The organism is Aliivibrio sifiae (assembly GCF_002954715.1).
Taxonomy (GTDB): Bacteria; Pseudomonadota; Gammaproteobacteria; order Enterobacterales; family Vibrionaceae; genus Aliivibrio; species Aliivibrio sifiae.
In genome coordinates this window covers 1,897,821-1,912,846 of the sequence record NZ_MSCP01000001.1, presented here as the reverse complement: position 1 = coordinate 1,912,846, position 15,026 = coordinate 1,897,821, and the positions used below count along the sequence as shown (strand labels likewise).

At 37.8% G+C, this 15,026-nt stretch carries 10 protein-coding genes; 7 read left to right on the top strand and 3 right to left on the bottom strand.

Features of this window, described 5'->3' with window-relative positions; genetic code table 11:
• Nucleotides 1-11: 11 nt before the first annotated feature.
• From BTO23_RS08530 to BTO23_RS08510, 5 genes are all read left to right on the top strand, one after another.
• Nucleotides 12-1,055: an ABC transporter permease gene (locus BTO23_RS08530; RefSeq protein WP_172794778.1), complete on the top strand. Its 1,044-nt coding sequence runs from the start codon at nucleotides 12-14 to the stop codon at nucleotides 1,053-1,055.
• Between the two features lie 49 nt (nucleotides 1,056-1,104).
• Nucleotides 1,105-2,949 (top strand): extracellular solute-binding protein, encoded by a 1,845-nt coding sequence (locus BTO23_RS08525; RefSeq protein ID WP_105063348.1) that lies wholly within the window; start codon nucleotides 1,105-1,107, stop codon nucleotides 2,947-2,949.
• A gap of 74 nt (nucleotides 2,950-3,023) precedes the next feature.
• The gene (locus BTO23_RS08520) at nucleotides 3,024-4,031 is read left to right on the top strand and encodes an ABC transporter ATP-binding protein (protein WP_105063347.1); all 1,008 of its coding nucleotides are present in this window, start codon (nucleotides 3,024-3,026) and stop codon (nucleotides 4,029-4,031) included.
• The gene (locus tag BTO23_RS08515; protein WP_105063346.1) at nucleotides 4,028-4,996 is read left to right on the top strand and encodes an ABC transporter ATP-binding protein; all 969 of its coding nucleotides are present in this window, start codon (nucleotides 4,028-4,030) and stop codon (nucleotides 4,994-4,996) included. Before BTO23_RS08520 ends, BTO23_RS08515 begins: the two co-directional genes overlap by 4 nt.
• Nucleotides 4,997-5,064: 68 nt before the next feature.
• Nucleotides 5,065-5,391, top strand: coding sequence for an MliC family protein (locus tag BTO23_RS08510; protein ID WP_060993580.1), 327 nt, complete (start codon nucleotides 5,065-5,067; stop codon nucleotides 5,389-5,391).
• A 125-nt stretch (nucleotides 5,392-5,516) separates the two neighbouring features.
• Here the strand turns inward: BTO23_RS08510 and BTO23_RS08505 are convergent, their stop codons facing one another.
• Entirely contained in the window at nucleotides 5,517-6,125 is a 609-nt protein-coding gene (locus BTO23_RS08505; protein ID WP_061005155.1) for a YitT family protein, read from the bottom strand.
• Nucleotides 6,126-6,453: 328 nt separating this feature from the next.
• Here BTO23_RS08505 and glyA point away from each other — a divergent pair, with 328 nt between their 5' ends.
• Together glyA and BTO23_RS08495 are read left to right on the top strand one after the other, a co-directional pair.
• Nucleotides 6,454-7,704, top strand: a complete 1,251-nt coding sequence (glyA, locus tag BTO23_RS08500; RefSeq protein WP_105063345.1) for a serine hydroxymethyltransferase — start codon at nucleotides 6,454-6,456, stop codon at nucleotides 7,702-7,704.
• A 284-nt stretch (nucleotides 7,705-7,988) separates the two neighbouring features.
• Nucleotides 7,989-12,500: an SslE/AcfD family lipoprotein zinc metalloprotease gene (locus tag BTO23_RS08495; RefSeq protein ID WP_105063344.1), complete on the top strand. Its 4,512-nt coding sequence runs from the start codon at nucleotides 7,989-7,991 to the stop codon at nucleotides 12,498-12,500.
• A 90-nt stretch (nucleotides 12,501-12,590) separates the two neighbouring features.
• Here the strand turns inward: BTO23_RS08495 and BTO23_RS08490 are convergent, their stop codons facing one another.
• Together BTO23_RS08490 and BTO23_RS08485 are read right to left on the bottom strand one after the other, a co-directional pair.
• On the bottom strand, nucleotides 12,591-12,917 hold the full coding sequence (locus tag BTO23_RS08490; protein WP_060993576.1) for a hypothetical protein: 327 nt from the start codon (nucleotides 12,915-12,917) through the stop codon (nucleotides 12,591-12,593).
• An 83-nt stretch (nucleotides 12,918-13,000) separates the two neighbouring features.
• A complete protein-coding gene (locus BTO23_RS08485) occupies nucleotides 13,001-14,989 on the bottom strand; it encodes a methyl-accepting chemotaxis protein (RefSeq protein WP_061030484.1) in 1,989 nt (662 codons plus the stop codon).
• Between the last annotated feature and the right edge of the window lie 37 nt (nucleotides 14,990-15,026).

Below are 15,026 nucleotides of genomic sequence, written 5' to 3'. Positions count from 1 at the left end.
TTATGTTGTCTATTTTAAATTTAAGTCCATTAACGCAAAAGAAAGTTCAACGATTTAAAGGTATAAAACGCGGTTATTGGTCTTTTCTTATTTTATCTTTGCTATTGGTACTATCGATTTTTGCTGAAGTTTTTGTTAACAGCCGAGCTTTACTTGTTAGCTACCAAGGTCAGTGGCATTTCCCGACGTATGGTGATGTGAAATCAGGAGATACCTTTGGCTTAGGGTATGCTCATGAAACCAATTACAGAGAATTGCAGCTTAAGTTTGAACAAGAGAGCGAAGGCAATTTTGTCATTATGCCAATAGTGCCTTGGAACCCTTATGAGCAAGATTTCTCTGGCGATTTTCCACCGACAGAGCCAAGTATCGAAGGAAAACATTACCTAGGCACAGATACCATTGGACGAGATATTTTATCGCGCCTGACTTATGGTTTTAGGATTGCGATGGGCTTTGCGCTGATTACGTTAGTGATCTCGTATGCGATAGGGGTCTCTGTTGGCTGTGCGATGGGTTTCTTTGGTGGAAAGTTCGATCTATTTTTCCAACGCTTTATTGAAATTTGGTCTATGGTGCCATTTTTATACGTCATCATGATTTTAGTCTCGATAATGAAACCAAGCTTTATGCTCTTTACCTTAATTAACGTTATGTTTGGTTGGATGGGAATGACATGGTATATGCGAACCATGACCTATAAAGAAAAATCCAGAGAATATGTGATGGCAGCGAAAGCGCTAGGTGCGTCTAATTCTCGTATTTTATTTCATCATATTTTGCCTAATACCATGGTCATGATCGTGACATTAGCACCATTCACTATTGTTGCTAATATCACAGCACTAACAGCATTAGATTATTTAGGGTTAGGACTTATGCCTCCGACGCCAAGTTGGGGAGAACTATTGCAACAAGGTAAATCTAATTTAGATTCACCTTGGATCGCTACTTCGGTTGTGACTGCTATTGTTACTGTATTAATTATGGTGACTTTTATTGGGGAGGGGATACGTGAAGCTTTTGACCCTAAGAAACATACTCGATATGAGTAGTCCTACTTAATCGTTTAATGGAATGAATAATAAAAATAGGAAGGGATTTATGACGATAAAAAAGAGACTGGTATTGCTGTCAGCATCAACTGCCGCTTTATTCAGTATAAATGTATTTTCGGCCGATCTTCCAGCCAATCTTGAATGGAAAACAAATGATAGCGCGCCAATTTTTGCGTCTTCCCAAGCGACATTTGGTGGTACTTTTCGAACCTATACATTAAGTTTTCCGCAGACTTTTCGAACCGTGGGACCTGATTCTAATGGTTCATTCAGAGCATGGATCCTAGAAGCAAGTTTACCACCACTGATTAAACACCCTAATACAAACGAATGGTTACCTGGTCTGGCTCAATCATGGGCGTTTGGTGACGATAATAAAACCGTTTACTTTAGGTTAAATCCCAAAGCGACATGGAGCGACAGTAAGCCTGTTACTGCTGATGATTATCAGTTTATGCTTAAATTAATGCGTTCAACTGACATTGTTGCACCGTGGTACAACGATTTCTTTACTAATGACATTGCAGATATAATTACGTTTGATAAACACACTATTGCAATCGTATCAGCAAAAGCTCGAAATCGTGATGAGCTTATCGCCTATACCAACTTAATGCCTCGTCCTAAGCACTTCTATGGTGAGCCCCAAATCGATGCAAATAATGATGGCATTGATGATAAATTCGTCCGTAAATATAACTTTAAACCAGAGCCTGTAACTGGTCCTTACTACATCGATAAAATCAAAAAAGGGAAGAACATCACCTTTAAACATGTAGGTAAAGATTGGTGGGGCTATGAGAATAAATACAATCAAAATCGCTATAACGTAGAAAAAATTAATATCAAAGTTATTCGTGATGCTGACATTGCGTTAAAGCATTTTGAAAAAGGTAATTTAGATACGTTTGATTTAGTGCGTCCTGATTTATGGCATGACAAATCCGAAGGGAAAAATTATCAAAAAGGCTATATTCAAAAGGCGTGGGTATATAACCAAGCTGCAGTTGGTGCTGGTGGTTTATGGTTAAATACGTCAAAACCAATGTTAAATGATATTAATGTTCGTCAAGGCATTATGTATGCGACGGATTTTGACATGATGATAGAGAAGGTATTACGAGGAGATTATTCTCGTAAACCAAATGGCATGGGATTTGGTCATCCTGGTTATGATAATGCAGCGTTACAAGCACCTAAGTTTAATGCAAAGAGAGCGATTGAATACTTTGAAAAAGCGGGTTTTACAACAGTAGGTCCTGACGGTATTCGTGTTAATGATAAAGGTGAACGATTAAGTTTTGCTGTGACATACTCTCAACAATCCTTTACCCCACGAGTTGCCGTGTTAAAAGAACAAGCGAAGCAGGCAGGGTTAGATTTTGAACTTAATCTGATTGATGGTTCGAGTATGTTTAAGTACGTGCTTGAGAAAAAACATGATATCTCCTTCCATAATATGGGAACCGGTGAGATCCCTGCTTATTGGGAATATTTCCATTCCGACAACGCCAATAAACCACAAACCAATCACTTTACTAATTTCTCTTCACCTGAGTTAGATGCGTTAATCATTTCATTTAAAAATGAATTTGATATTGAAAAGAAGCAGGCGTTATCTCGTGAAATCCAGCAAGTTATTGCTGATGCAAACGTGATCGTTCCTGGTTATATGGTGCCTTATGCTCGTGCGGGTTATTGGCGTTGGATTAAATTACCAGAGCAAATAGCGACGAAGCAGACGGGATATTTATTTCATGGTTGGGGATTCTCTCAAACCTTCAGTACTTTTTGGATTGATGAAAAAACCAAGAAAGAAACTAAAGCGGCAATGAAGTCAGATAAAACGTTTGAACCAGTCATTATTATTGATGAAGCCTATAAGCTGTAGCTTATTTTAATAAATTTAAAACTAGGAGAGGGATCTCCTAGTTAAAAATAATAATAAAAATAGTGAAGAAGCATATGGAAAGAAAAATTGTATTATCCGTTGAAGATCTAGTGACCGAGTTTCAAACGGACGAAGGAACTGTTCGAGTGCTTGATGGTGTGAGTTTTCAAGTACCTAAAGGTAAAACCATTGGTATTGTTGGTGAATCCGGCTGCGGGAAAAGCGTCACTTCCATGTCTATTATGGGCTTATTGCCCAAACCTTACGGTAATGTGGTTGGTGGTCGTATCTTATATGGCGATATTGATCTGGTTCAGTTAAGTACCGATAAATTATATGAAATGCGAGGTAACCGTATTTCAATGATTTTCCAAGATCCGATGACAGCATTAAATCCAGTGCATACTATTGGAAAGCAGATTAATGAAGTATTAGAGCTTCACCGTCCTGATTTAGATAAAAAACAGCGTTTAGCATACTCAATCGAAATGCTTGAAAAAGTAGGAATGCCCTCTCCAGAAACGAGGTTGCATGAATACCCACATAATTTATCTGGTGGCATGCGTCAACGAGTTATGATTGCCATTGCTCTCGCTTGTGAGCCTGATATTTTGATTTGTGATGAGCCGACTACGGCATTAGATGTGACTATCCAAGCTCAGATTTTAGAGTTAATGAAAAACCTGCAAGATGAAACAGGTATGTCTATTATTTTTATTACTCATGACTTAGGTGTTGTCGCGGAAATATGTGATGAAGTGGTTGTTATGTATGCAGGAAGGGTGGCTGAACAAGCGGGAATTTTTGAGTTATTTGATAACCCAGTTCACCCATATACAAAAGGATTAATGTCCTCTATGCCAAGCTTGAGTCTTCAGCCAAAAACAAAGCTTGAAACGATTCAGGGTACGGTTCCTTCTTTAAGTGAAATGCCAAACGGTTGTCGTTTTTCGACTCGTTGTAAATATAAGCAAGATAAGTGTGGATCTGAAGTTCCAATGATGAGTGAGGTTGGATCATTGCATCAAGTGAGTTGTCATTTTAGTAACGCATTAGTAATTAATAATGAGGCGATAAAATGAGTGAGTTATTGAGAGTTGATGATCTCAAACAGTATTTTTACTCAGGTCAAGGGATCTTTAATAAGGGTTATGCCGTTCATGCGGTTGATGGCGTTTCTTTAAGCGTAAATAAAGGCGAAACTTTGGGTTTAGTTGGTGAATCTGGTTGTGGTAAAAGTACTCTTGGTCGCAGTTTATTAAAGTTATTTGAACCAACTGCAGGACGTATTTTTTTTGAAGGGAAAGATATTACTCATCTTAAAAATAAAGAGATGAGGTCACTTCGTCAAGAGATGCAGATTATTTTTCAAGACCCAACTGAATCATTAAATCCTCGCCATACGATAGAAATGATTCTAGAAGAACCTTTTGTTATTCATAATGTTGGGACAAAAGAAGAGCGTAAACAATGGGGAGAAGAGTTATTGATAAAAGTGGGGTTACCAATAAGTGCTGCAACCCGTTATCCTCATGAGTTTTCTGGTGGACAGAAACAACGTATTGGGATTGCTAGAGCGATAGCATTAAAACCAAAGTTAATTGTGTGTGATGAGTCAGTATCTGCATTAGATGTGTCTGTTCAAGCTCAAATTGTGAATCTATTATTAGATTTACAACGCGAGATGAACCTAGCGCTGATTTTTATTGCACATGATCTTTCTGTGGTTAAACATATTTCAGATAAAGTGGCCGTAATGTATTTAGGTAAAATTGTGGAGTATGGGCAATCAGAGACGCTTTATCATTTTCCTAAACACCCTTATACAGAAGCTTTATTATCCGCAATCCCTGTTTCTCATCCTAGATTTAGAGGGAGAGAGCGAATTATTTTGACTGGCGATGTACCATCACCAATTAATCCTCCAAAAGGGTGTCGATTTTCAACGAGGTGTCCAAAAGCAGAAAAGCAATGCTTCAAAGAGGAACCACAAAGAAAGATTTTAAATGATTCCGGTCATGAAGTTGCTTGTCATTTATATAAATAAATATCTTTTTTGAAACATCTGTTTTTACCTGTTTTATCCTATAGTTAATAAAAAGAACTGAGGCTATTATGAAAAAATTACTCGTATTGACTGCTTTTGGGGTACTCGCGGGGTGTTCATCCCAGATGCCTGACATGGGAACTGCAAAACCTGTTCATTATCAGTGTGAAGAAGGGCGAAATTTTCAAATTACATTTAATGAAGATAAAGCACTATTACAATTACCAAAAGAAGATTATGCGTTAAAACGAGCAGTGTCTGCGTCAGGGATGAAGTACATTTCTGATGACGGGATGCCAGATATGAGTACAGCGATTACCTTTCAAGGAAAAGGTGAGGAAGCCAGGTTAGATCTTGGGCGAGTTGTATTGAAAAACTGTACTGTCATTAAATAATTATTGTAGATAATGACTAAAAATGGCCACGCATTAATAATTCGTGGTCATTTTTTATGATTGTGCTTTATTCCTATTAACTGATTCACATAAGTAACTACTTATGTGAATCAGTTTTATTAAAGTTATGAACCGTAAGTCACAATATAGCGATTTGGTTTATGATTCATAGCAAGAACAATATTTAATATAACGGCCCCAAGAACAGAAATTGCCAATAGCCAAGGTGTAATAAAAAAGAAAGAGGCTCCTAAAATACAGAAGTCGATAGCCATCTGAACTTTACCGACTGAAATGCCAAATTTTTCTTGGATAAATAGGCATAAAACATTAAATCCACCCAAGCTAGAGCGATGTCTAAATAAGATCAACATACCTAATCCCATCAATAATCCACCAGCAATAGCGCAATAAATATCATTGATATGGTCAACTGAAATCATCATATTTAAGTGATCTGTCATGATAGAAACAAGAGCGCCGGAAATTAAACTGGTTACTGCAAAACGTTTTCCAAATCGCTGCCAAGCTAAGGCGTAAAATGGTAAGTTGCATAAAAAGTATAAGATACCAAAGCTGATGCCACTCATCTGGCTAATTAATAAAGCTAAGCCCGTAGTGCCACCTGTAAGTAATTGTGCAGCCTGTAAAAAGAAAATTCCTTGAGAAACTAGAAAGGTGCCAGTCAAAATAGCAATGACATCTTCCTTATGCGTGTGTTTTATTTTTTCCATAACAATTAAATCTATTTACTAATACCAACAAAATAATGCCCGCAAGAATAGTGTGATTTTCAATTAATGCAATTGTTGATGTATAAATACGCCCCTGATTTTGTAGTAAACCCTTTACATAGTGTAAAGCCAAATATTGACACTTCTTGAGTCTCATTCATGTTGATAATGAGTAATCCTCAACAGAAATAACAAAGAAAAGTACTATTTAGGGTATCTGATCCAGATCAAATTATGTAGAATACGTTGCAGTTAAGACTAGTGACGTAATCGTTTGCGTCGCTGGGCTATTTTTGGGTTTTATATTTATCTGAGTCAGGAGATACAGATGCTTAAGCGTGATATGAACATTGCAGATTACGATGCAGACTTGTTTGCAGCAATCCAGGAAGAGACAGTACGTCAAGAAGAGCATATCGAGCTGATTGCTTCTGAAAACTACACTAGCCCACGAGTGATGGAAGCTCAAGGTTCACAACTAACAAACAAATATGCAGAAGGTTACCCTGGTAAGCGTTACTACGGCGGCTGTGAGTTCGTTGATAAAGTAGAAACACTGGCTATTAACCGTGCATGTGAACTGTTTGGTGCTGAATACGCAAACGTACAGCCACATTCTGGTTCTCAAGCGAACAACGCAGTTTACATGGCATTACTAAACGCTGGCGATACCGTGTTAGGTATGAGCCTTGCTCACGGTGGCCACTTAACTCACGGTTCTCCAGTAAACTTCTCTGGTAAGCTTTATAACATCATTCCTTACGGTATTGATGAAACTGGTCAAATTGACTATGAAGAAATGGAAGCACTAGCAGTAGAACATAAACCTAAGATGATTATCGGTGGTTTCTCTGCTTACTCTCAAGTATGTGACTGGGCTCGTATGCGTCAAATCGCAGATAAAGTTGGCGCTTACTTCTTCGTTGATATGGCTCACGTAGCGGGTCTTATTGCTGCTGGTGTTTACCCTAACCCAGTACCACACGCTCACGTAGTAACAACAACAACTCATAAGACACTTGCTGGTCCTCGTGGTGGTCTTATCCTTTCTAACGAAGGCGAAGATCTTTACAAGAAACTAAATTCAGCTGTATTCCCTGGTGGTCAAGGTGGCCCTCTAATGCACGTTATCGCTGGTAAAGCGGTTGCATTTAAAGAAGCACTAGAGCCAGAATTTAAAGAATACCAAGAGCGCGTTGTTGCTAATGCAAAAGCGATGGTTGCAGAGTTTCTTGCTCGTGGTTACAACATCGTTTCTGGTTCTACTGAGAACCACCTGTTCCTAGTTGATTTAATCGACAAAGACATCACAGGTAAAGAAGCAGATGCAGCATTAGGTTCTGCTAACATTACGGTTAACAAGAACTCGGTACCAAACGATCCACGTAGCCCGTTTGTTACTTCTGGTATCCGTGTTGGCTCTCCTTCAATTACTCGTCGTGGTTTCTCTGAGGAAGATGCGAAGAACCTTGCTGGTTGGATGTGTGACATTCTAGACAACATGGGTGATGAATCTGTTATCGAAGCAACAAAAGCAAAAGTACTAGAAATTTGTAAGCGTCTACCTGTATACGCTTAATCTCTAAATCTGCTTTAAGTATTAAGAAGGTCAGCCTCGTAAGGCTGGCTTTTTTTTGCCTGAAATTGAGTAAGTTATTAATAATGCATTGGTTATTCTGAGTAATTTATACACACAGTGGAAGTTAACTTCATATTATTCATGAATTAAATGTAAACTTAATTCGCTTTCATGATTCTTATTCTATTTCTGTATTATTTTTGAGAATTAACGAAAATAAATATGGTATGTTTCGATCTTAGTGAACTGAACGTTTAGTTTCAGCACTTCTAAAAGGTTGAATTATGAGTAAGAAATTATTATTAGCATCGTTGATATCAATGTTGCTTGCTGGTTGTAACCAAGAAAATATAGAGGTTAGTGGGGGAACGTCGACTAAACCTGAAACTATTCCGCCGACAGATATTATTCCACCGGAACCAGAGCCAATCCCTCCTACGGATATTATTCCGCCAGTTACTTATACTGGAACGTTAGTCGCATCTGGAAAAGCAATTACAGGTGATGTTGAATGTAACGGTAATGGGTTAGATATAGACACTGGAACATTCAGCGTTAAACAAGGGCAAGCATTTAGCTGCTTTTTCGGCGGCGTTGAATTAGGTAGTTTCAATGCTCCATTCCCTAGTGATAAAGCAATCAATGTAAGTAATGCGACACTTCTAGCTTCTTTTGACCTAGAAGATAGTAAAGGTATAAATGCCACGGTTGTTTTACAATCTATCTCGACATGCGGGCAAGATGAAATTTGTTTAAACAAAATAGATTCGCTTGATATTCAAGACATTTATACGGATGAAAACTTAGCAGACCAAATTGCGGTTGATGCTTTTATTGCATCAAAAGAAGAAGAAGCGACTGATGAAGTAGGTAAAGCACCTAGTTCACACGTTGATGCTGAAATTGTTCCTGAAGTAACACCTGGTACAAGTAATGATTTAAATAGTGATTTTGTTTCTGCTAGTGCAGAAGATAGCTATGCCTATAAACCAAGTGCTGAAGCGAAAGTATTAACTAAGAGCCAGTTAACGGATAGTACAGGTACACCATTAGCTGGAGTTAATTTCTTCTCTGCTAATGCGGTAGGTATTACGGACGAAAATGGTGAATTCGAATACTTGTGGGGCGACAAACTTACCTTTGGTATTGATACCTTTGAATTTGGCAGCGTAGCTGGTAACCAAGTTAGTTATAAGATCACAGATGTTAGCGACAATGCGGTAGTAAAAACGAATATTCAATCGTTAATTACACGATACGCAGAGAATAACAATTATGGGCTGCTTATCTCTGATAAAGTTCAAGAGACGTTTTCTCTTTACCCAAATGTAATCAACGAACTGATTAATTTAAGTTTACCCAATGGTGGGAAAATTGAAGGAACAGAGTTTTTATTACCTAATGAATTTGATTCACAATTCCAAAATGGGTTAACTGCTGCTATTGATGCCGAGTTACAACAACCAGTCTCATTTTATTCTTTAGATACCCCACATGTATTTTCACTAGATAATGGCACTTATGTAACCGATTCTCTAACTAAAATATTTAATGGGGTAACTAGCTTCCATGTCTTCAATGATAACGGCAGCTTTTATGGTGCAACTGGCTATACACGAGGAATGAGAGCATTAAATTTATCTAACCGAGCATTTCCTATTATGATGCCTCGTGCGGACATCAACAAAGATATTCCGTTTGGAGAGCTGCAAGCATGGACTCGTGAAGGTCGTCCTTATATTGCTAATCACTCAACTATTGAGATGCCTCCGATCCCACTAGTTTCAAAAGACAACGCTACTTTTGGTTTTCCTTTTGTCACCGCTGGCGAAATTGGTTCTGGTAAAGTGGTATTTATGGGTAATAGCATGTACCCAAGCATTATTTCATGCCCAGATAATTACTGGGCTAGTGATCTTTTACGAATTGATAGTAATTCAAAAAAATGTACATCATCATTTTATTTATTAAATGATGCGCGTAATGATCAAGGAAGTATGGGGATTTTTTTCTCTAATCTATTTACTTGGTTAAATGGGGGTAATTCGATAAAGGGTATTAATGTTGCTACAAATATTAGTAAAGCAACACTACTTAAAGCTGGAACATCACACGGTACAGAATATGACTTCTTTGTAAATCCATCTTTTGGTTTTTCATCTGTTGAAATGTTAACTAAGGACGGATTTCCTGGACGTTTATCAGCAAGTGAAACGCCATTATTAATTCTTCAGGCATATCCACCTAAGCCTCAAGGTGACGGCATGAGCCATCGCTTTATCGCTGACTTAGACAACCCAAATTTAAGCCAAGATGATATTACTGCTTTAATTACTTACATTAATGAAGGTGGTAGTGTTTTATTTATGGATGCAATTGATAAGGTGACTAACCCTGAACCAATCGGACGTTTAGCTGATTCAGCTGGTGTTTCATTGGGAGGAAGTAACGTTACCCCAACATCACAAGCATTTTGTGGTTCGTCATATTACTGCCAAGCGCCATCTCCAAACCTTCATGTGAAGAGCCAATATGAGATGGTGGTTCTTGAGCGTTTCCAAGATGTGGATGGACAACAACCTTATACAGTAAATCAAGATGGTTCGGTAGAATGGACTAAAGATGAAACTAAGATCAAGTTTGAAATTCCAACGTATGAAATTATCAAACGTGATGATAAAGGTGATCCTTTATTAGACAAAGATGGCAATCCTGTAATGGAGACTAAGTTTGCTCGTATTTTCGTTAAGAATAATGAAGAGAGAGCTGCAGCTATATCTGAATTACAAGAAGCATTTGAAGGAACGCCTTTATGTACTCATTCTTATGAGTATGAGTTTAACTGTATAGAAACTCGTCAGGGTGATGGTATACAAGTTCGTGGCGCATATTGGCGTGCGGATTTCGATCGTTATCAAATGAACCAAGATGTTGTAGAAAGCATGGTTAAAGCTGCAAACCTTGGCGATAACTTCAATGCCCTAATGGAGCATGAAATGTATTACCGCACTAAAGGTAAGCAGGGTGCTCGTTTATCTACCGTTGAGCTAAATCAGACGTACGATAATCTTTCAATTTGGATGTGGAATGATAACCCATACGCTTATGATCCTAATGTTCAAGATGAATTAGGGTTTAAAACTGCGGTTAACTTCTTAAATTGTTATACAGATAATCAACATCAGACTGATGTTCCAGAAGCTGCGTGTCCAGTTGATCTAAAAGCGACATTAATTGCAAATGGTATGATTCATGGTGAAGGTGAATTAGCAGGACAAATGAATCCTAGCTATCCATTAAACTACATGGAAAAACCGTTAACTCGCATTATGTTAGGTCGATCTTTCTGGGATCATGAAATAACGGTTGATACGACTAAGTACCCAGGCCGAACTGTTGGCGCTACAGCATCTGAAGTTGCTAATATCGAAACAGCAGGCAAGGCGGTAAGTTATTCAGCAGGAAATAACCAATCAACGGGTTTATGGGCTCCTCAATTAAGTGAGGTGACGGTTCGTGATGGTGTGGCTGCAATGATTACCGTTATGATGGCGGATGATTTAACGGGTAAGCCACAACATGAGACAAGTTTAAATCGTCCTCCTAGAATGCAGATGAGTTTTGTTCATAATGGTGCTAAAACAACATTCAAAGTGCCTTACGGCGGTTTAATTTATATTAAACCTACAGAGGCATTAAGTGGCGCTTCAACAGTCGCTGAATTTAATTTAGATGGCGTTGAAAAAGCGGCATGGTGGAAAAAAGATCCTGCTAATAACCTTGGTGAATGGGTAAATACACCTGATTCTTCAACAGCTCCAATTGCAGAAATTGATACAGGATCATTTATTTACACTACCGCTCTTAATAATGTTAAGACAGCTGATCTAAATGAATTTAGTAAAAATATGAATCGCTTTGCTGATGCCGCAAGTGATTTTTACGGTCGTGATGAAGAGAATGCAGATGGTAAACATCGTCGCTTTACTTATCCAGAGCTAAAAGAGTTCCGCCATCGTTTTGTGAATGATGTACAGATTTCGATTGGCGCTGCTCATTCTGGTTATCCTGTGATGAGTAGTTCATTTAACGTGAAGGCAACGACACCGCCAACAAATGCAATTGATGATTGGTTGGTCTGGCATGAAGTCGGTCATAATCTTGCTTCTGCACCATTCTCAGTTCCGGGGAGTACTGAGGTAACCAATAATATTTTAGCGTTATATATGCAAGAGCTAGAAGGTCGTAATGACAAACCAGAAATGGACCGTATTAGGAGTGATATTCAAAAAGCACCTTATTGGTTGAATGCTTCAGATAACTTTTCCGAAGGAAAATACCATGCTTGGAGTCATGGCGATGCAGGTCTTCGTTTGGTTATGTTTGGTCAATTGAAAATCTGGGCTGAAAGTCATTTCAATATTGATGATTGGTATGCTGACGGTGACACTAAACCTACTATTTATAATCAAGATCAAGGTTGGAATATGATTAAGTTGATGCACCGTAAGGCTCGTGGTGATCAACAAGGTGATGAGGGCATCAATTACTGTAGTTCTGGTGACACAGGGCTAAGTGCTAGCGACTTAATGATGGTATGTGGCTCTTATGTATCTGGTTATGATTTAGGTGAGTTTTTCCAAACATGGAATGTGGGAGAAACTTCAGTGACTAATGCCGATGGTACTAAAGTGTATTCTGGTGGTATTAGCTCTGCTGGTTTAAGTAAGCTTGTTGAATTAAATCTGAGAAAGCCTACGAAGAATCCATTAACTATCAATTCACTGCCTAATTAATATGTAGTACTAAAAAAGCCCCGAACCATCGAGGTTCGGGGCTTTTTATTGTCAGCTATTTAATAAAATAGAAACTGATTAAATTGGGTATTACTTGTTAATATTAATTAACGCGCCAGATTTACATTGGAAAGTGTAGTAACGGCTTGTTTCATTAAATTTGCCTAGACCTTCACCAGTACAGTAATCCACATTAATATCGCGCATGATGTCTAATGTCTTTTCATTGTTCAGTTGGAACTTAGAGCCATCGCTACATACGATACGAACACGGCCATCATCACTTACTGAATACACTTTTACTTCTGTATTACATAGCTCAAAAGACGCATCTTGATAGTTATCTTGCTGCTTTGGAGCGCTGCTACAACCGGCTAAAACAAGTGCAAAAACACACGCTAGACTGATCTTTTTCATTTTGATTATTCCTTTAAGCTAAATTATCTTTTAAATATATCTTGTAACTCTCTGGATTGCGAGTTTATGCCAGATAAATCAGTTTAGACCTTAATAGTATTGATTTGAATTGTTAACTCGGACATTGTTTGTTCGATATTCATCATTTCATTTTCAAGATGATGAATAAGCTCATTGGTGCCATTTGCTAATGAGGCCAAATCATCAATGTCAGCATTTACAGAGTTTGCGGTTTCAGATTGCTCTAATGTAGCCGCTGAAATACTGGTATTGAAACTGTCGATTTCAGTAACCGCAGAGTGCAATGAATCAATGAACGTTGATGAATAATTAACGTTGTCTTGAGTTTTATTACTGAGATCTTTGCTTTTTTCCATTAGTTCAAAAGCTTGTTTTGCACTCGTACCAATAGAATCTAATAGGTGGCGAATATCACTTGTGGCCTCTTGGCTACGTTGAGCAAGCTTTCTTACCTCATCAGCAACAACAGCAAAACCTCGACCTTGCTCTCCTGCGCGAGCTGCTTCAATAGCTGCGTTTAACGCTAATAAATTAGTCTGTTCAGAAACTGAAGTAATGGTATCTAAAATCTCAGAAACATTTAATGTTTGTTTTTCAAGAGTCTCTACATGCTCATGGGTATTGATAATGCTGTGATGTAAATCATTTACAATCGTTGTCGTTGTTTGTGTGTGATTTCTACATTCACTTGCATTGCTTGTTGCTTGAGTCGTTGTTTCATGAGCACTATTAGTCACTCCTGCAATCTCAGAACTGGTCTGTGCCATTTCAGTCATTGCAGTTGCAATACTGTCACAATGAGTCAGAGTTGTTTGGCTTGATTGAGTTGCTTGTTTTAAGTGGTGACTTAATGAATTAAGTTCGTTCTGAGTTTTTGAAGCAACAGTATGAGCAGCACGTAAAGGTAATGAAATACTTTCAATTAAAGAGTTAATGTCTTTTGCAATGTCATCGAATTCATTCTCTCCATTATCATCTAAGATGAGCGTTAAATCTTTGGTTGCAGAGATCTCATTGATACGAAGGCTGAATGTTGTCATTCGCTTACTAATTGAGCGTGTTGTTATAAGGCTCATAATTGTAATAGGTAAAATAAGTAGCAGTGCGATAGCAATATAAATATTACGAATGAATTTTGCATCATTCATCGTGCTATTAGCCGCGGTATTTAATTTTTTAGATATGTTATCAGTAATTGTTTTGATTAAACCGATGCGTTGAGTAGCTAGTGAGAACCAATCACTAGCTGCTGGGCCGTTTAATGCGCTTAAATTGTTTTTTTGAGATAAGTAATCATTTTGAATATTAGATACTTTCTGCCAAATTTCTGAACGAGAGGTTGAGTTTAATTGTTCGATAAAGAATGGAGATAGTGCTGAGTTTGCTTGGCGGATAGCGAGAGATTCGGTTGTGAGATAATTATTAATATCGGCGTATTTATCTAAGCTTGATTTTTTTCCAGCAAACGCTCCATTTAGCGCACCTCTTACTTTTCCGGCTTCTTCTTTTACTTGTAATAAAGCAGAGAGACCGAGCATTTCGCTACGTAAATCTTGAGAGTTGATGTTACCAATAATGACAGAAATAGAGTCAAGTGAAAGTTGGTTAAGCGTTGAATAATAAACAAAAGGAGAAGTGGTGATTTGCAAATTGTCCACTTGAGTTCTAATTGATGGTTTATTATTTAGTTGTGAGGAGATATCTGATAACAAGGTGCTAACCATATTTTTATCTAAATACACCGCATTAAAATTGCGTAGGTTTCTCTCTGCAAGATCTGATTTTTTACGTTGTTGTATTAATTTATCTTTGCCTGATTGTCCTTTTGAAGCAACAAATCCAGCAGTTAGTCCGCGCTCGACTGCGAAATTGTGTGCCACGTTATCTAAAGCGTTAAAAAGAGAAACTGCTTCAAGAGAATAATTTGCGTTATAAACGTTTTTATTTTCTTGTATTAAAAGTTGAATAAGGAAGACTGAGATAATCAATGTTGGCAGTAGTGATATGATTAACAAGCGGAGCTTAATACTTTTAAAAACAGATAACGTCATAGATAACCTTTAAATTTATAGGGATATGCATATTTAT